At 60.6% G+C, this 18,184-nt stretch carries 12 protein-coding genes and 1 pseudogene; 3 read left to right on the forward strand and 10 right to left on the reverse strand.

The window, feature by feature from the left end; genetic code table 11:
- Window positions 1-48: 48 nt before the first annotated feature.
- From E3Z29_RS03175 to E3Z29_RS03190, 4 genes are all read right to left on the reverse strand, one after another.
- Complete coding sequence (locus tag E3Z29_RS03175; protein WP_134785113.1) at window positions 49-1,227, reverse strand: PepSY domain-containing protein; 1,179 nt, start codon at window positions 1,225-1,227, stop codon at window positions 49-51.
- Between the two features lie 75 nt (window positions 1,228-1,302).
- Complete coding sequence (locus E3Z29_RS03180; RefSeq protein WP_134785114.1) at window positions 1,303-3,804, reverse strand: TonB-dependent siderophore receptor; 2,502 nt, start codon at window positions 3,802-3,804, stop codon at window positions 1,303-1,305.
- Window positions 3,805-3,891: 87 nt separating this feature from the next.
- Complete coding sequence (locus E3Z29_RS03185) at window positions 3,892-4,893, reverse strand: FecR domain-containing protein (RefSeq protein ID WP_134785115.1); 1,002 nt, start codon at window positions 4,891-4,893, stop codon at window positions 3,892-3,894.
- Entirely contained in the window at window positions 4,893-5,393 is a 501-nt protein-coding gene (locus E3Z29_RS03190; RefSeq protein ID WP_134785116.1) for a sigma-70 family RNA polymerase sigma factor, read from the reverse strand. Before E3Z29_RS03190 ends, E3Z29_RS03185 begins: the two co-directional genes overlap by 1 nt.
- 311 nt (window positions 5,394-5,704) lie before the next feature.
- On the opposite strand from E3Z29_RS03190, the pseudogene E3Z29_RS03195 reads away from it, so the two are divergent.
- A pseudogene (locus E3Z29_RS03195) lies at window positions 5,705-7,588 on the forward strand (methyl-accepting chemotaxis protein).
- A 126-nt stretch (window positions 7,589-7,714) separates the two neighbouring features.
- On the opposite strand, the gene E3Z29_RS03200 reads toward E3Z29_RS03195, so the two are convergent.
- The 5 genes from E3Z29_RS03200 to E3Z29_RS03220 form a co-directional block, all read right to left on the reverse strand.
- A complete protein-coding gene (locus E3Z29_RS03200; protein ID WP_134785117.1) occupies window positions 7,715-8,182 on the reverse strand; it encodes an SRPBCC family protein in 468 nt (155 codons plus the stop codon).
- 23 nt (window positions 8,183-8,205) lie between these two features.
- Window positions 8,206-11,598 (reverse strand): amino acid adenylation domain-containing protein, encoded by a 3,393-nt coding sequence (locus E3Z29_RS03205; RefSeq protein ID WP_134785118.1) that lies wholly within the window; start codon window positions 11,596-11,598, stop codon window positions 8,206-8,208.
- 13 nt (window positions 11,599-11,611) lie between these two features.
- On the reverse strand, window positions 11,612-12,541 hold the full coding sequence (locus tag E3Z29_RS03210; RefSeq protein ID WP_134785119.1) for a diiron oxygenase: 930 nt from the start codon (window positions 12,539-12,541) through the stop codon (window positions 11,612-11,614).
- A complete protein-coding gene (locus E3Z29_RS03215; protein WP_134785120.1) occupies window positions 12,538-13,314 on the reverse strand; it encodes a DUF3050 domain-containing protein in 777 nt (258 codons plus the stop codon). Before E3Z29_RS03215 ends, E3Z29_RS03210 begins: the two co-directional genes overlap by 4 nt.
- 768 nt (window positions 13,315-14,082) lie before the next feature.
- Complete coding sequence (locus E3Z29_RS03220; protein WP_134785121.1) at window positions 14,083-14,793, reverse strand: GntR family transcriptional regulator; 711 nt, start codon at window positions 14,791-14,793, stop codon at window positions 14,083-14,085.
- 196 nt (window positions 14,794-14,989) lie between these two features.
- On the opposite strand from E3Z29_RS03220, the gene lapG reads away from it, so the two are divergent.
- Both lapG and lapD read left to right on the forward strand, forming a co-directional pair.
- Entirely contained in the window at window positions 14,990-15,682 is a 693-nt protein-coding gene (gene lapG / locus E3Z29_RS03225; RefSeq protein WP_007962016.1) for a cysteine protease LapG, read from the forward strand.
- 14 nt (window positions 15,683-15,696) lie between these two features.
- Window positions 15,697-17,643: a cyclic di-GMP receptor LapD gene (gene lapD, locus E3Z29_RS03230; protein ID WP_115988499.1), complete on the forward strand. Its 1,947-nt coding sequence runs from the start codon at window positions 15,697-15,699 to the stop codon at window positions 17,641-17,643.
- A 127-nt stretch (window positions 17,644-17,770) separates the two neighbouring features.
- Here the strand turns inward: lapD and E3Z29_RS03235 are convergent, their stop codons facing one another.
- On the reverse strand, window positions 17,771-18,109 hold the full coding sequence (locus E3Z29_RS03235; RefSeq protein ID WP_098966540.1) for a tryptophan synthase subunit beta: 339 nt from the start codon (window positions 18,107-18,109) through the stop codon (window positions 17,771-17,773).
- Between the last annotated feature and the right edge of the window lie 75 nt (window positions 18,110-18,184).

An 18,184-nucleotide genomic window follows, 5' to 3' on the forward strand; every position in this document is an offset into this window, starting at 1 on the left:
TGTCTGCTAACGCAGACAGGGGTTTTGTCGTTTCAGGGCTCCCAAAACTCAGGCCGCTTTGCGAGCCTTGCTGATGCGCCGGGCCTGCCACTTGCGCCACCAGATGTAGACGCCAGTCCCTGACAGCCCCGCAATCACAACCCCCAATACCGCGATGATCACTTGCCCGGTGAAGCCGATGATCCGTCCGCCATGTATCGGTAGTTGCAAGCGGTAAAACCGTTCCCCCAGTGTCCCTTGTCCGGCAATTTCCTGACCTAATAATCGCCCGTCAGTACCGTGAAAAAACAACCAGGACTTGCCATGCGCTTCAGTGTCGTGATGCCCGAGTCCTGCGCCGTAGAAGTTGTACTCAAAGCTGTAATACAACTCCCCGATCGCCGCTGTCAGTCCTAGCCTCTTCCCCTCGACCAATGCCCTTTCGTACGCCTGTTGATAACTCAACTGTGTCACCCCCAACTCAGATGGAGGCATTCGCCCTCGAGCCTCATAAACGCTCGGCTCGATCGGTGAAAGCAGCGACACCGCCGGTTTGAAGACCTGACTGGGCAAGTTCATCGCGACACTGCTGACCGCAATCGGTAGCAACAACAACCACAGCCACAATCCACCGGCCCGATGCAGATCGAAGTTGAGTCGATAAACGTGGCCGCCCTTGATCTTCCAGGCCGCCGACCACTTTTTCCAGAACGGCTTGCCACGAGGAAACGTCAGCCACAGCGCGATGAAACAATCGATCACCCAGGCGCTGGCAACCAGCCCCATCAACCACAAGCCCCAGTTTCCGGGTAGCGTCAAGTTGTAATGAAACTCAAGAATGAACGGAATGAAGTTCTCCCGGGAAAAGCAGCACTCGCCCCAGTAACGTTGCCCTTTCTGCTCGGCACTCACCGGGTCCAGGTAGAACACCTGATTGCGCTCATCAAACGGTTTGCCCGTCGCCGGATCCTTACGTGGAACAGCTGCCAATAGCGCGGTATGCCCCAACTCGTCCGGATACTCCATGTACCAGACCTGCAGCTTCGGATGCGTGGTCTGCACAGCGTCGACCAACGCCCCGGGAGGCAATCTTTGCCCCTCAGATGAGGCCGCGTAGAACTGCGGATTCAGCCACTCATCCAACTCATGATTGAACGCAAGAATGCTTCCGGTGATCCCGGCCAGCAGCAAAAACACCGCTGTTGCCAGCCCGATATAGCGATGCAACAACACCAACAATGCGCGCATGAGAATTTCCCCACAGAAGCGACAAAGCCAGCCCCTGAAAACAGGGGCTGGCTTTTTTATGCACAAGGCAAAGGTTTAGAACTGGTAGCTGACCGTGGCGGCGACGTTGCGCTCTTCGCCCATGTAGCAGAAGTTCAGACTCGCGCAGGAGGCTACGTAGGATTCATTGGTCAGGTTGTTCGCGTTCAGGCGAACGTCGACGCCCTTCAAGCCGACCTTGCCCAGGTCATAACCGATGGATGCGTCGAACAAGGTGTAGGCAGGTACCTTCAGCGTGTTTTCCGCATCCGCCCAGCTGTAACCGACATAACGCACACCACCGCCCAGGCGCAGGCCGTCGAGTGCCGCACTGTCGAATTTGTAGTCGGCCCACAACGAGGCCATGTGCCGCGGTGCCTGAGTTGGCGAGTTGCCTTTGTTCTCGATCACATCGGTCGGCGTGCTCAAGGTGCTGACCATCGACTTCGAGTACTCGATATCGGTGAAGGTATAGCTGCCGAGCACTTTCAGGTTGTCGGTCAACTGCATGTGCGCTTCCAGCTCCAGGCCTTGCGAGCGGACAGCGCCTACCGCGCGGTAGAAGTTTTCCTGAGGCAGCTTGGTCGCCAGATTTTCCTGATCGATCCGGAACAGCGAGGCGGTGAACAGGTTGTCGGTGCCCGGCGGTTGATACTTCAGGCCGACTTCCCACTGTGTGCCATCGGTCGGAGGCAGAGGATTGCCAGCGCTGTCGGCATACGAGTTCGGGTTAAACGACTCGGAGTAGCTGATGTACGGCGCCAGGCCGTTATCGAACAGATACAACGCGCCAGCACGGCCGGTCAGTTTGGTGCGACGGTCATTGATTTCAGTACCGACCGGACGGCCTGCTTCGGCGATACGGTTCTCATCCGACGTCTCGACCCAGTCCTGACGCAGACCCAGCGAGAAGCGCCACTGGTCCATCTCGATCAGGTCTTGCAGGTAGACCCCGGTCTGCTCCAGGCGCCGCAGGTAACTGGTGTCGCCGTACATATCGATCGCCGAGTTGCCATAGACCGGGTTGAACGCATTGATCGGCGCCAGACCGCCGCTGGTCCAGTCGACCACCGTTTTGCGCCGCTGATAGTCCGCACCCATCAACACGGTGTGCTTGGTGGCACCGGTGAAGAATTCGGCCTGCAGCATGTTGTCGACGATGAACGCATGCAGACGTTCATCGCCGCCGGTGTAGTAGCGGTTCAGTTCGTTGCTGGTTGGCGTCGTCCAGCCGTAGGCGTAGACCTGATCCATGTTGACCTTGGAGTCGAGGTAACGGAAATTCTGCCGCGCCGTGAAGACATCGTTGAAGCGATGTTCGAACTGATAGCCGAACGATTGCTGATCCCGCGAGTAGCCATCAATCCTCGGCTCACCCTCGAAGAAGTGCGGCGAGATGCGATTGCCGTTGCGCTGATGAATCGTCCCGTCCGCCGGCACGCCGCCGTGGTAGCCGCCATCCGGATCGTGCTGCAGATACGCCTGCAGTGTCAGCGAGGTGTCTTCAGTGAAATCGATACTCAGGGTCGGGGCGAGGGCGAAGCGTTTTTCCTTGTTGTGGTCGAATTGTGTGTCGGACCGATCCGTCAAACCGGTCAGACGATAGGCAATGCGCTTGTCGTCATCGACCGGACCGCTGAAGTCAAAACCGACCCCGCGCTGACCTTGGGTACCGACCGTGGCCTGAACCTGATGATAGGCCTCGTACAACGGCTTTTTGCTGGTCAGCGCCACCAGGCCACCGGGCGAACTGCGGCCATACAAGACTGACGACGGGCCTTTGAGAATATCCACGCGCTCGAGGAAATACGGATCGACCTGCATGGTGCTGTAGGTCCCGCTGTCGCCCATCGACTTGAGGCCGTCGAGGTAGATATTATCCACCGAGCCATCGTTGAAGCCGCGCATCGCCACATAGTCGTAGCGATGGGTCGCCCCGTAAGGGTTGGTCAGCACGCCGGGGGTATAACGCATCGCCTGGGAGACGGTCTGCGAGCCTTGATCGTCCATTTGCTCGCGGGTGACCACGGAAACGCTTTGCGAAGTTTCCAGCAACGCGGTACTGGTCTTGGTGGCGATCTGGCTGTGGGTGGCGTTATAGCCTTCCATGCTGCCGAGTGCGTTGCCGAGGGCGAAACCTTTGATATCGGTGGTTGGCAGAGCCAGCGCATCGGTTTCACTGACTGGACGCAGGACGTAGCTGCTGCCGTCCTGGCTGACTGCTTCCAGGCCCGAACCGCTGAGCAAATGGCTCAACGCCTGATCAGTTGAATATTCGCCCTGTACGCCCGGAGACTGTTGTCCCTGCGTTTGCTGCGGAGTCATCGCCAGGGTAATGCCGGCCTGACGGGCAAACTGGTTCAGCGCTTCGCCCAGCGGGCCGGCGCCGATGCTGTAGCGATGACTGCTCGCTTCACTGGCAGGGGCGGCGACGCTCAGGCCGGGCAGCGCACCGGCACCCAGAACGGTGGACAGCAGGGCGGCGCGAACGGCGTGGCGCAGCAGGCCCGATTCGGCAGTGAAATTCAGCGGTTTCTTACAGGTGAGGCGGACAGTCATTGTCGGTTTCCGTGGCAAGTCGCAAAGGCTGAGTTGAAGTGCTTACTGACCAAGCCGGACTTGTCGCGAAAACCCGCCAAAATAATTTCAGGCCACCGCCTCGAGTGTGACCCACCATCGGGTGCGATAACGCAATTGCACCGGCAGGGTCTGCGGCAGGATGGCCAGCAGCGTGTCGGTGTCCTCCAGGCGGAACACTCCGGACAGGCGCAAGTCCGCCACCTGCGGCGCGCACGTCACGAAGCCCTGCCGATAACGTCCGACTTCATTGAGGAAATCGCCCAGGCGCATGTTGCGAGTGACGATCAAACCGTCGACCCACGCACCCGCCTCCATACTCAGTGGCAGTGCCGGGCGCACCTGATGGTGATCGATCAGATAGGTCTGCCCGGCGAGCGCCTCGACGGAGGTTGCGCCGCTGCGAATGGCGACGCTCCCTGAGCTGACAGTCAGCCGCGTGCAATCGCTGTCCTGACGCAGGATGAAGCGGGCTTTTATCGGCTCATAAATGCCATGACGACTTTGCACGCGAAGTGGCCGGTTGAACGTCGCGCCTTCATCGTTACCGCCGCATGTGACGATGATTTCGCCGCGAGTGAGTTTGATCAGCCGCTGCTGCGCGGTGTAGTCCAGATCCACTGCGCTGGCAGTGTTCAGCTCGATCCGCGTGCCGTCGGGCAACTGGAACCCGCGACGCTCGCCGGTCGCCGTAGCGTAATCAGCGCGCCACTGCTGCCACACGGAGGTGTCCTTGGCCAGCCATGCCGCGGAGCCCATCAGCACCGCGCCAGACAGCAGCTTCAAGGCTTGTCGCCGCCCCAGCCCTTGCGCACTGTTTTCCAGCGTATTGAACGCCACGTGCGCGCCGGGCACTGCGCGCAGGTTATGGCTCAATTCCGCCTGCAGCGACTGCACGCGCTGCCAGGCCAGTTCATGTTCATGATGTTCGGCGCGCCACGCGTCGCACTGATGACTCAGGCGCGCATTGCCATGGTTGTTACGCAGCCGCAGCAACCAGTGGATGGCTTGCTTGACCACCTGTTGCTGCGGCTCGGCGCGGCGCGCGACTGAGTTGTTATCCACAGGCATCAACTTGCGTACCGCAACACGTAGCAGTGATACATCGCATCGGCGACGTAACGTTCGACGGAGCGCAGTGACAAGCCCATCTGCGCGGCGATCTGCTTGTGGGTCAAACCTTCGCACTGCGCCAGCAGAAACGCCTGACGCACTTTCGGTCGCAAGCCTTCAAGCATGCGCGCGATGCTCTCGAGCAACTCGATTACCAGCGCGCGGGTTTCGGCGCTTGGGGTTTCGGCTTCGGGCAAATGGGCGATGGTTTCGAGATAGGCGCGTTCGATTTCTTCACGACGCCAATGATCGATCACCAGGCCACGGGCGATGGTGCGTAAAAATGCGCGAGGCGCCTTGAGTTCCAGGCGTTCGCTGCGCTGCAACAGGCGGACGAAGGTGTCCTGGGCCAGATCTGCGGCATCCGCGGCATTGCCCAGCCGCGCCCGCAGCCAGGCGTTGAGCCAGCCGTGATGACTCCTGTAAAGCGCCTGCACTGCAAACTCAGGTGAGGACATGAACGCGACAGCCCGAACGTCACAAATGATAATTAGTCGCATTTTTATCAGGGGCTGCGAATTTTGCAACCTCTGCTCGGAGATCCAGCAAAAAAACTTCGTGGCGAACGCTCTGGCACGCCGTTCGGCGGGAATCTGACAGAAATGCAGGCCATTTCCCACGCAGCCCTAAGATTTCCGTGAATGGTGCCGACAGACTGGTGAGACATGCGTGCACCAAAGTAGAGCGGCCGTCAGAACGCCGCCTGCGCTGTACATGGAATGTTGCATCCCGGAACGCATCCCCACTTTTGCATAAGAAGTCCCATGAAATGAATCTCAAGTTCAGCCATAAAATCCTGTTGGCCGCCTCGGGCGTCGTGGTCCTGGCTTTCGCTTTGTTCACCCTCTACAACGACTATCTGCAGCGCAACACCATTCGCCAGAACCTCCAGTCGTCCGTACAGCAGGCCGGCGATCTGACCGCCAGCAGCGTGCAGAACTGGATGAGCGGGCGAATTCTGGTGCTGGAAAACCTCGCGCAGAACGTTGCCCATCAGGGCAAGGACGCCGACTTCCCGGGGCTGGTCGATCAACCGGCCTTTACCTCGAACTTCCAGTTCACCTACGTCGGTCAGGCCAACGGAGTATTCACCCAGCGCCCTGACGCGAAGATGCCCGACGGCTACGACCCGCGTCAGCGCCCTTGGTACAAGCAGGCCGTGGTCGCCGACAAAACCATGTTGACCCCGCCATACATGGCGGCGGTCGGTGGTCTGGTCGTGACCATCGCCATGCCGGTGAAAAAGAATGGCGAACTGCTGGGTGTGGTCGGCGGTGACCTGAGCCTGGAAACCCTGGTGAAGATCATCAACTCGGTGGACTTCGGTGGCCTCGGCCACGCATTCCTGGTCAGCGGTGACGGCCAAGTGATCGTCAGCCCGGACAAAGACCAGGTGATGAAGAACCTCAAGGACATCTACCCGAACGCCGGCGTGCGCATCGAGAAGGGCAACCAGAACGTGGTGCTCAGCGGCCAGGAACGCATCCTGTCGTTCACCCCGGTCAGCGGTTTGCCGAATGCCGACTGGTACATCGGTCTGTCGATCGATCGTGACAAGGCCTACGCCGCCCTCAGCCAGTTCCGTACTTCGGCGCTGATCGCGATGTTCGTCGCGGTCGCGGCGATTGCGCTGCTGCTGAGCCTGCTGATCAACGTCCTGATGCGTCCGCTGACCACCATGGGCCGCGCGATGCAGGACATCGCTCAAGGCGAAGGCGACCTGACCCGGCGTCTGGTCGTGGCAGGCAAGGATGAGTTCGCCGAACTGGGCAGCGCGTTCAACCAGTTCGTCGAGCGCATTCACGCGTCGATTTCCGAAGTGTCCTCGGCTACCCGTCATGTGCACGACCTGTCGCAACGGGTAATGGCCTCGTCCAACGCCTCGATCATCGGTTCCGACGAACAAAGCGCGCGCACCAACAGTGTGGCCGCCGCGATCAACCAGTTGGGCGCCGCCACTCAGGAAATCGCCCGCAACGCCGCCGACGCTTCGCAGCACGCCAGCGGCGCGAGCGAGCAGGCCGATGACGGTCGTCAGGTGGTCGAGCAGACCATTCAGGCGATGACCGAGCTGTCGCAGAAGATCAGCCTGTCATGCACCCCAGATCGAAACCCTGAATGCCAGCACCGACAACATCGGCCACATCCTCGATGTGATCAAAGGCATCTCGCAGCAGACCAACCTGCTGGCACTCAACGCGGCGATTGAAGCGGCCCGTGCCGGTGAAGCCGGGCGCGGTTTTGCGGTGGTGGCGGACGAAGTGCGTAACCTCGCGCATCGCACCCAGGAATCGGCGGAAGAGATCCACAAGATGATCACCTCCTTGCAGGTCGGTTCGCGTGAAGCGGTGACCACCATGAACGCCAGTGTCAGGCGTCCAGCGAAGAGAGCGTGGAAGTGGCCAATCAGGCCGGTCTGCGCCTGGTCAGCGTGACCCAGCGCATCGGTGAAATCGACGGCATGAACCAGTCGGTGGCCGCTGCAACCGAAGAGCAGACGGCGGTGGTGGAAACCCTCAACGTCGACGTCAACCAGATCAACCTGCTGAACCAGCAGAGCGTCGCCAACCTCAATGAAACGTTGAAGGATTGTGATGCGTTGTCGCAGCAGGCGAATCGGTTGAAGCAGTTGGTCGATAGCTTCAAGATCTGATTTTCAGATTCGAGACCGCGTTATCGTTGATCGCGAGCAGGCTCACTCCTACAGGGGAACGCATTCCAACTGTAGGAGTGAGCCTGCTCGCGATTGCGGCAGATCAGTCACTGCCAAACCGAAGCCTTAGACAAACAGCTTCAGCACATTCCCCATCGCATCATCGGCGAACCCCTGCACGAAATCCTTGAACCCCGGCAGCACCTCCTCCCCACCTGAAGCCGGCTCGGCAATGATCGTCCAGGTCGCCCGCGACTTGCCCGCCCCCAAAGATTCCACGTTCATCGCCGCCCACAAATTCGCCACGCCCAGCGTGTTGTAGATCGTGGTCCAGGTCATGGCGCGCGCCTGCTCATCGCGTGAGTTGAGTTGTTCGACCACCACGTTGCCGTCCTTGAAGAATTTCTTGCGCAGCGAAGACACGCCGTCGCCGGTCATGTCGATGTGCGACAGCGCCGGAATGAATCGGTCGAAGCCTGCGAAATTGCCGACCACCGCCCAGACCTGCGCCGCGTCCGCCGGCACTTCCACCGACGACACAACGTGGCAGCCGTGCGGGTTTTTGATCAGGGTGTCGGGTTGCAGATTGCTCATGGTGTTGCTCCTTTTTGGGTGAACTAGATGAAGTTGATCTGTTTCAGGTAATCGCAGCCGCGACGCAGCAGTGCCGGAGATTTTTCCGGGTAGTGCGCGCCCATCTGCTGCACGCCGGCTTCAGCATTGGCGTGGCCGATCAGGGAGATGTCGCCGATGTCTTCCTCGAAGCCGTTGAGGTAGAAACCGAGCACGCCGAACAGCGCGTTGTCGGCATCGACCCGGCTCAGTTGCTGCTGCCAGTCGGCGACGCTGACCAGCGAAAACTCGCTGCCGGTTTCGCGGAACGAAGCGACGTAGGCATCCCAACTCAGCGGTTCGGGGTTGTGCAGGTTGAACACCGCTCTTTCGGTCGAATAGCGGCTGGCGTGGAAGGCGATGAAACGCGCTAGAAAGTCCACCGGCATCAGGTCGAAATTCAGCGCAAAGGCCGGCACCTGACCGAGCTGGATCGAGCCTTTGAGCATCAGCATCAAACGGTTTTTGTGCGGCTGGCAGACGCCGCTCAGGCTGTTGAAACTGATGTTGCCGGGGCGATACAGGTTGACCCACACCCCCCGCTCGCGCGCCCGTTCGAGGACGCGTTCGCCGACCCACTTCGACAGGTTGTAGCCGTTGCGGATGTAGATCGGCGGGGTCGGCGCGGCAGGCAATTCGAGTACTCGGCCTTCGCCATCGACGGTGCTTGAAGCGGACAGCGTCGAGACAAAGTTGAAGACCTTTTTGCTGCGTCCTTCACACAGGCGCAGCAGCTCGAAAATCGGCTCGACGTTATCCGCTGCCAGCGACTCGTAATCGAGCACGTGGTTGACGTTGGCGGCGTTGTGCACCAGTGCGCCGAACTCGCGATCGAGGCGCTGATAATCGTCGTCGGTCAGGCCAAGTTGCGGGCGGGTGAGGTCCGCGGAGTAGATCCGCACCCGGCTCAAATCGAGATGCTCGAGACGGTTCTCACGCAGCGCCTGAGCAAAACGCTGCGCCGCCGTTTGCCCGCCACCGTCGCGCACCAGACACGCCACTTCGCTGGCGCCCCAACCGAGCAGCGCTTCGACGATGTGCACGCCGACAAAGCTGTTGGCGCCGGTGACGATCACCTTGTGCACATCGCCCAGGCGACTGATCGGCAGCGGTTCGATGTTCAGCGGGCGCTCGGCGTCGGCCATGGCCTGGGCGCTGAGCACTGCGCTGTCATCGGTACCGCGCACCAGCGTTGCGAGTTTGATGATGGTCGGCAATTCGATGAAGCGGTTGATCGAGATGCTGCGCCCGAACTCCTCACGCAAGCGCAGTAACATCCGCGACAGCAGAATCGAATGCCCACCGAGATTGAAGAAGCTTTCGTCGGTGGAAATATCGCTGCTCGGCAGCTCCAGCAGTTCCGCCCAGATCTCCAGCAGCAACGCTTCGTCAGCGTTGGCCGGCAGGCATTTCGGACCGCTGTCCTGCACGCTCACCGGCAGCTCCAGCAATGCCTTGCGATCGACCTTGCCGTTGCTGGCGAACGGCATCCGTGCCAGTTCAGTCCATGCCACCGGTTGCATGTAGTCCGGCAGAAACTGCTGGGCATGCGCCTTCAACAGATCGCGGGCAGCGTCCGACTGCGGCTGCGCAAGGAACGCCAGAATCCGCCGCTGACTGTCGATCACCACCGCCACCTGACGGTACAACTGGCTCTCGCGCAGGCAGCGTTCGATCTCTTCCGGCTCGACCCGGAAACCGCGAATCTTCACCTGATTGTCGCGCCGTCCGCACAGCTCGATACCGTGTTCGCCCCACTTGGCCATGTCGCCACTGCGATAGGCCCGCAAGGTTTCGCCGTGCGGCAGTTGCAGGGTCAGATAGCGCTCGGCGGTCTGCTGCGGATTGTTCAAGTAGCCGAGGCAAACGCCGGGGCCGACGATGAACAATTCGCCGACGGTGTTCTCCGGCACCGGTTGCAACTCGTCATCGAGAATCAGCACCTGACTGTTGGCAATCGGCGCGCCGAGGGTGCGGTTGCTGTCACCCGGCTTGAGCTGGCGAGCGGTAATCAGCACCGTCGCTTCGGTGGGGCCGTAGAGGTTGTGCAGCTTGCCCTGACGGGTCAGTTGCTCGATGACGAAGGGCTCGCAGACGTCGCCGCCGGTCATCACTTCGACGCCATGCAAATGCTCCAGCGGCAGGATGCTCAACAGCGCCGGCGGCAGGAACGCGTGGGTCAGTTGCCGGCGGCGGATCAACGCCACCAACTGCAGCGGATCGCGGCGTTGAGTGTCATCGGGCACCACCAGTTCGGCGCCTTCGAGCAGCGTCGGAAAGATATCGATCAGCGATGAGTCGAAGCTCAGCGAAGAGAACTGCAACACCCGGCTTTCGGCGCGCAATTGCACGTAATCGGCGTACCACGCGGTAAAGTGCGCGAGGTTCGCCTGGCTCAGCAGTACACCCTTCGGATGCCCGGTGGTGCCGGAGGTGTAGAGCGCCATGCACGGTGCTTCAAGCGTCGGCCGTTGACGCATCAACGGTTGGCTGAGATCGGCGTCGGCACTGTCGATATGACTGACATCCAACCCGGGCATCGACTCACCGAGCGGATGCTCGCCGTCGTGCAGCAACAACACCGCGCCGGCGTTTTGCAGGATGTATTGCTGGCGCTGCAAAGGATGACTCGGCTCGAGCGGCAGATACACTGCGCCACTGCCGAGCACCGCCAGAATCGAGGCGAACAGCGCCGGGCTTTTCGGCTGGCAGATACCCACGATCCACGGCTGCGGATGCTGCTCTAGCAGTGGCTGCAGACGTTGCTGGATCGCACGGCTGTGCGCGTGCAACTGGCGGTAGCTGAGCGAGTGCTCGGCCAGGTGCAGCGCCGGTCGCTCGGCGTGTTCGATCAGGCTGCGTTGCAGGCGTTCGATCAACGGCGTCTGCGCCTGTTGCAACAATGCCGGATGCGTCGTGGCGTTGAGGCGATGGACGTAAGCCAGACTGTCGAGAAACGACAGGTCCTCCACCTGTTCAAAGTCCGGCGCCGTGGCCGGCAATGCCTGCTGAAAATACTCGGCATCGCGGGAGAAACGGCTGACCAGCAGCGCGACTTCGTCTACCACCTGCGTCAGCAATCGCTGGCGCAGTGCCTGACCATTGCCGGACGGCTCATCGCCAATCGGCACACGGCTGATCAGTGACGAGCCGAGGAAGCACAGCAGGTCGAGCGTCGGTAAACCGCCAAGGCGCTGCGCAGCGATACCCAGGCGCAGATGCAGGTGCGGGATGGCGCAGAAATCGCCGGCGCCGATGAAGCCATCGTCGATGATCAGATCTACTGGCGATTGCGCCGCGCCGCTGCGCCGTAAGGAGTGACCGTGTTGTTCGAGTTCCTGCGCCAGGTCGGTCATGGCCTGGCTGGCGCCAATCAATAAAATGTCGAGACGTCTCATGTCGGCCTCCTCATCAAACCAGATAGTCACGCAGGGCGTGCTGCACGCACGGCGTGTCGAGCAGCGAGCTGTTGTGGAAAAAGCGCACGATGTTGCCCACCAGCGGATGGTGGCGATTGATCGGGAAGGCCAGCCCGGCCATTTCGTCCTTGAGCGAGCGGCGGATCGCATCACTGACCGGCAAGGCGTCGATCAGGCGCAGATCGAAGGACTTCTGGATGTCGTTGGTCAGGTAATGGCCGATGAACACCGGCAGGATCTGCGCGATGGTTTCCCGGTCCGCGTCGTTGGCGGTGTGCCAATAGATGCGCACCATGCGCGCCCAGAAACTGGAGTGCCGGCCCTCGTCGAGCAGGTGATCGGCCATCAGCCCTTTGATCGACGGCTTGACCGTATCGTCCCGGGCGAACGCCGCAACGTCGCCGGTCACGGTGTTCTCGGCGATGGCCACGCAGATCAGTTCCACGGCGCTGCGCAGGTGTTCGGGCGCCAGTGCCACAGCGGCAGGAATTGCCCGGCTCAATTCGATTTCAATGGGCAGTTCGATCGGCTCGATGCCGGTCATGGCCACGGTCTGCTGCATGAAGTCCATCGCCACCAGCGCGTGGTAATCCTCGTCCACCACCACGGTCATGGCGTCGTAGCGACAGGCGAACGGGAAGGGTACGGCGAAGCGATTCTTGGCGATGGCGCGGGCGGTCTGGTCGACGATTTCGGTTTCGAAAATCACCACGTCGTTGATGAACTTGTACAGCGTCTGCACCAGGGCGAAATCACGCTGCTGCGGGCACTCACGCAGGAAGGTTTCGCTGAGCACCAGCGGCTGACGGCTCAACGGATAGATCAGGCGCTCATCGTCTTCCAGAACACGCCGTGGCCGAGTGCGGATAGTGGCGCGGGTTTCCCAGGCGTCGGCGAAGGATTGGTAGTCGGCGGCGTTCATTGGGCCACCTCCGCCAAGGGCTCGCGCATGCTCAGACGCAGGCCGTCCCAAAGGGCGATGCGGCTATCCACCGCCGCGATGGCGCTGGCGTAGACTTCGGCCTCACGCTGCGGATCACCGTCGACCAGGCGCTCCAGCAGTTGCTCTGCCGCCGGGCCGTGATCTTCGGAGTCGACCTCGATGTGGCGCTCCAGGTAATAGCGAAAGGTGGGTGCCTGTTCGATGCCGATCCCCCAGTCATCGAGGATGCGCTGGAACATCGTCGGGATCACGCTTTCGCGGCCATGCAGGAACGCGGCGGCGACACTGTGGCCCGGTGCGTGCAGCGCGGTGTGCAGCGTCTCGCGCACAAATTTCGCCGCTGCCGGATCAACCTCAACGCTTTGCAGGGCGACGTCGTAACTCACGCCTTCCTGTTGCAGCGCGACAAACCGTTCGACCGTCGTGGTGCTCGCACCGACTTCGCGCATCGCGTCCAGGTACAGCTCGAAATGGCTGTAATGGCCGTGGGCGGGACGATCATCGGACTCTTCGCCTAGCACGATCTCGTTGATCAGCCGCGCAGCATGCGGATCGCGTGGCGGTAACCATGGCAGCCGCGTACAGGTCAGTTCCTGCTGCAGGCGCTTGGTCAACGACATGAAATCCCACACGGCGAAGACGTGGGATTCCATGAACCGGCGCAGTACCGATAACGAATCGATCTCGGTAAAGATCGGGTGAACGCTCAATTGCGCTTTTTTCAGGGCGAGTTGTTCTTTAGTTGGCATCATGGCGAACCTCGGTGTTATTGGAATAGAGGGAGTTGCTCGTTCAGTGCATCAACACGGACTTGATAAGTTTGAAATGTTTTCTATTGGCGAACGCGGGCCTCATTCGGATTAATGAAAGTTTGCAAAGTGCATGAAAGGCTCTCGACCATGCGTTGGCGAATATTTGCCAAAGCTATTGGATGACTGCGGAGCCGTGCCGTGTTTGCAGGTAGAACCTGCTCGGCGAGGAAAAGCTAATACATCGTCAAATAACTTAACAAGTTTATTTTTAATTATTTTTAGTTGTGTGTTTTTCAAGTATGAGTCGGCCCGGTAAAACTTTTGGTTTAAGTTTTACTTGGGCGTAGTTGCTCCTTTCGGCAAATAATGGCCAAAATTGAAGACAAGAGTGAATGCCTCACTCAAAGCAACTTTAAGAAGCGGAAATTGAATGTGATGTATAGGAATGAAAGTGGGCCGGAAACGGCGCCGTAACTTCCCTTTTTCCCGTGGCAAGGCTCCTTCCGTAGGTTCCTGGTGCGGGGACTGCGCCGGCGGTGCGGCGCGTCGCCCGTTCTTCATGGGGTGGCCGTTAAAGAGTGCGGGTAAATTGGCGGGACGGCTATGACCGATTCGTCCGCGCCGAGCCGCAATGGCGGGCTTGCGAGCGCTGGGAGGTTAGAGCGAACACGCGGATCCGCCACCAGGTTTGCGGAGGATCGGGGAGAGGATTTGTAAGCGGGTTATTCGCCGGTCAGGCGCGAAGGCCTGAGACCGGCGTGAGGGGTGTCAGCGCACGGCCTTGCGGTTTTGTCCGGCGGGGCTGGCGAGATAGCGGGTGATGACCTCGACGCCACGGTTGAGGTGATGTGTGAGCAACTTCACCGACAGCTCGACATCGCGCTCGATCACGGCCTGGAGCATGGCGCGGTGATCTTCCTGGGACAATTTGCCCAGACCCATGGCTTCGAGGTTGAAACGCAAAAAGCGCTCCTCCTCGTTGAGGCCGTCTTCGACCAGCCGCAGCAGACGCTTATTCGGTGCCTTGCTGTACAGGGCCATGTGGAACAGACGGTTGAGCCGACCGATTTCGCTGTAGTCGTGCTGGGTTTCGAGTTCTTCGATATAGCCGGCGGCAAGCGCGTGATCGGCGCTGGTCAGCAACGGGATCGACTGGCGCATGGCCTCGGATTCGAGGAGGATCCGCAACTCGTAGGTTTCGGTGGCGTCGCCCTGGATCAGCGGCGCTACAACGGCGCCCTTGTGGGTGGTGACGCTCAGCAGTTCCTGCGCTTCGAGCTGGCGCAGAGCCTCGCGCACCGGCATGCGGCTGACCCCGAACAGGTCGGCCAGATCCTGCTGGCGCAGGGCGGTGCCGCACGGCAAGCGACCGTCAAGGATCGCCGAGCGCAGGGTTTCTTCGATGATCGAGCGGGCAAGGTGTGCGGGAATCGGCCCATCGACTTTGATGCTGTGCAGCGGTTTGGGCTTCTGTGTCACAACTACTCACCCTGAATGACGACGGAATTTGGATCCAAAGACACTAGTGATTGCTCTACAGGTTGTCAAACCATGTAAAGGATTGCTGTCCTGAATGAAGTTTAGCGCGATGGCGATGATCTCATGGTGCCATTGTTTTTTGCCGGGCTAAGCTTCACCATCAAACGCTTTCCTTCCTGCCCCCTGGAAACCTGCTGTGGCGGTACGTTTCGCAATCCCCCGGACTCTGCGCTGGCTAGGCTGCGCACTGTTGCTGGCCGGCGTCATGCTGGGCGGCCTGCATGCCGATTGGGATTTTTCCGCGATCAGCCGCAAGGCTACGGCGCTCTACGGCCCGTTGGGTGCCGGGCAGCAGCGGATCGATGCCTGGCAAAACCTGCTGGCCACGCAGAAACAGGTCAGCGAGATGGAAAAGCTGAAAGTGGTGAACCTGTTTTTCAACAAACAGGTGCGTTATGTAGAAGATATCGATCTGTGGGGGCAGGTCGATTATTGGGAGACGCCCATCGAAGCGTTGTGGAAAGGCGCCGGCGATTGCGAAGACTACGCGATCGCCAAGTATTTCAGCCTGCGCCATCTCGGGGTCTCCAGTGACAAGCTGCGCATCACCTACGTCAAGGCACTGCGCCAGAATCGCGCACACATGGTGCTGACTTACTACGCCACCCCCGATGCCATGCCGCTGGTGCTCGACAGCCTGATCGATCCGATTCAGCCTGCGTCCCAGCGAACCGATTTGCTGCCGGTCTACTCTTTCAATGCTGAAGGTCTGTACCTGCCGGGAGCCAAGGGCAACAAAAAGGTCGGTGACACCAAACGCCTGTCGCGCTGGCAGGATGTGCTGAAGAAAATGCAGGCCGAAGGTTTCCCGGTCGAAACGACTAACTAGGAGCACGCGCTCAGATGTCTTTGTTCAAACAGCTGTTGATCGCTATCTGTCTGTTCCTGGTGGTCGCCTTCACCGGCAGCTTCATGGTCAGTCTGGAGAGCTCGCGCACCCAGTACGTCAACCAGCTGCGCTCACATGCCCAGGACGCCGCCACGGCGCTGGCGTTGTCGCTGACGCCGAATATCGACGACCCGGCGATGGTCGAGCTGCTGGTCAGCTCGATTTTCGACAGCGGCTATTACGCGAGCATCCGCGTGGTCGATCTCAAGACCGACCAGACCATTGTCGAGCGCAGCGGGATTCCGGCGGTGAGCAATGTGCCTGACTGGTTCGTCAAACTGATCGGCCTGGAGCCGGCCGGTGGCGACGCGCTGGTCAGCCGTGGCTGGGAGCAGGCGGCGCGGGTCGAGGTGGTCAGTCACCCGATGTTTGCCGTGGCCAAGCTGTGGCAGAGCGCGTTGGGCAGCCTCGGCTGGCTGCTGCTGTGCGGCGCGGTCAGTGCAGTGCTCGGCGCGTTGCTGCTGCGCCGGCAATTGCGCCCGCTGGATTACATGGTCAAACAGTCCCACGCCATCGCCCGCCGCGAATTCCTCAGCCTGCCGGAGTTGCCGCGTACCCCGGAACTGCGGCGCGTGGTGCAGGCGATGAACCAGATGGTCGAGAAGCTCAAGGCGCTGTTCCAGGAGCAGGCCGAGCGCAGCGAAAAACTGCGTGCCGAGTCTTATCAGGACAACCTCACGGGGCTGGCCAACCGGCGCTATTTCGAGATGCAGCTGCATAACCGCGTGAGCAACCCGGAGCAGGCCAGTTCCGGTTATCTGCTGCTGTTGCGGGTCAAGGATCTGGCCGGGCTCAATCAGCGTCTGGGCGGTCAGCGCACCGATGAATTGTTGAAAGCTGTCGGCGAGCAACTGTCCCGCGAGTGCGCCAAATATCCGGAAACCCAGAACCTCGTCACCCGTATTCGCGGTGGTGAATTCGCCGTGCTGGCGCCGGGACTGGTGCGCGAAGAAGCGCTGCAACTGGCGCAGAACCTCGACAGCGCGCTGAGCAGCCTGCACGCCACTGGCGCAACCGATGTGCCGGCCGTGGCTTCCATTGGCCTCGCGCCGTTTGCCCACGGCGATTCACCGCAAGCAGTACTGACCCTGGGCGATCAGGCGCTGGCGCAGGCCGAGGGGCAGGGCGAGCAGAACTGGGCGTGCATCGATCAGAGCCTGGTGGCGGACGTCGGTGACGATCACCACGCCTGGCATCGCTTGCTCGATCAGGCGCTGAATCAGCAGCGTTTCGAACTGTATTTCCAACCGGTGGTGGCCGCTCAGGACACGCAATTGGTGCTGCATTACAAAGTGCTTTCGCGCTTGCTGGATGAACAGGGCCAGACCATCCCGGCCGGGCGTTTCCTGCCGTGGCTCGAGCGTTTTGGCTGGACCGCGCGACTGGACCGTCTGATGCTCGAGCGCGTGCTGGAGCAAATGAAGGCGCATGAAGATTCGCTGGCGCTGAACCTCTCTTCGGCAACCCTGGCCGATCCACAAGCGCTGAACAAAGTGTTCGAGATTCTGCGCGCGCACTCCGACCTCGGCGAGCGCCTGACGCTGGAGATCGGCGAGGAGCAATTGCCGGAGCAAGCGGTGCTGGAGCAGTTGACCCGGCGCCTGCGTGAACTCGGTTTCTCTCTGAGCCTGCAGCGCTTTGGTGGACGCTTCAGCATGATCGGCAACCTGGCGCGGCTGGGGCTGGCGTACCTGAAGATCGATGGCAGTTACATCCGCGCCATCGATCAGGAGAGCGACAAGCGCCTGTTCATCGAAGCGATCCAGCGTGCGGCGCACAGCATCGATCTGCCATTGATTGCCGAGCGGGTGGAGACCGAGGGCGAGTTGTCGGTGATTCGCGAGATGGGCCTGTATGGGGTGCAGGGGCAGTTGTTTGGTGAGCCCACGCCCTGGAAGTAACCTGTTCGTTATTCGTTGTCGGTAAATCAGCCTTCGCGAGCAAGCCCGCTCCCACATTGGAATGCATTTCAAATGTGGGAGCGGGCTTGCTCGCGAAGGGGTCAGTCCGGTCACTGAAGATCGCGGATCAGATCAGCCCGGTCTCTTCGTCGTCGATCAAGTGGCTCAACCCGCCCAGCGCTTCCCGCGCCTGGGTGCGGTCCATCAACTTGGCCTGCGCCGCCGGCGGCAGGTCGGTGACGCGGATCACGCCTTTCTGGGTCAGCACCTGAATCAGGTCGTCGAGTACCCGAATCATTTCCAGGTCGCTCTGCTTGAGCTGTTTCAGGCTGGTTTCCACCACTTCATTGGCGAACCAGGCCTGGATTTCATGGCTGTCGGCCGGCAGCGTTTCCGTGGCCTCGGCGTAGGCCGCGGCTTCCACGCGAATCAACAGACCTTGCGCATCGCGTTGCACGTAAAACATTGAGCATCCCTCAGAAAGATCCAGCGTCATGCTGTCAGCAGCATAGGCCAACTGCGCGCGAGTATGCGGGGTGGC

This window comes from Pseudomonas sp. S150 (genome assembly GCF_004526365.1).
Classification (GTDB): domain Bacteria; phylum Pseudomonadota; class Gammaproteobacteria; order Pseudomonadales; family Pseudomonadaceae; genus Aquipseudomonas; species Aquipseudomonas putida_A.

Excerpts from the sequence above, each read along its gene's own strand:
- E3Z29_RS03215 (WP_134785120.1), bottom strand. The coding sequence starts at position 13,314 with ATGATGCCAACTAAAGAACAACTCGCCCTGAAAAAAGCGCAATTGAGC.
- lapD (WP_115988499.1), top strand. The coding sequence starts at position 15,697 with ATGTCTTTGTTCAAACAGCTGTTGATCGCTATCTGTCTGTTCCTGGTG.
- E3Z29_RS03205 (WP_134785118.1), bottom strand. The coding sequence starts at position 11,598 with ATGAGACGTCTCGACATTTTATTGATTGGCGCCAGCCAGGCCATGACC.
- E3Z29_RS03175 (WP_134785113.1), bottom strand. The coding sequence starts at position 1,227 with ATGCGCGCATTGTTGGTGTTGTTGCATCGCTATATCGGGCTGGCAACA.
- E3Z29_RS03210 (WP_134785119.1), bottom strand. The coding sequence starts at position 12,541 with ATGAACGCCGCCGACTACCAATCCTTCGCCGACGCCTGGGAAACCCGC.
- E3Z29_RS03235 (WP_098966540.1), bottom strand. The coding sequence starts at position 18,109 with ATGTTTTACGTGCAACGCGATGCGCAAGGTCTGTTGATTCGCGTGGAA.
- E3Z29_RS03190 (WP_134785116.1), bottom strand. The coding sequence starts at position 5,393 with ATGTCCTCACCTGAGTTTGCAGTGCAGGCGCTTTACAGGAGTCATCAC.
- E3Z29_RS03200 (WP_134785117.1), bottom strand. The coding sequence starts at position 8,182 with ATGAGCAATCTGCAACCCGACACCCTGATCAAAAACCCGCACGGCTGC.
- E3Z29_RS03180 (WP_134785114.1), bottom strand. The coding sequence starts at position 3,804 with ATGACTGTCCGCCTCACCTGTAAGAAACCGCTGAATTTCACTGCCGAA.
- E3Z29_RS03185 (WP_134785115.1), bottom strand. The coding sequence starts at position 4,893 with ATGCCTGTGGATAACAACTCAGTCGCGCGCCGCGCCGAGCCGCAGCAA.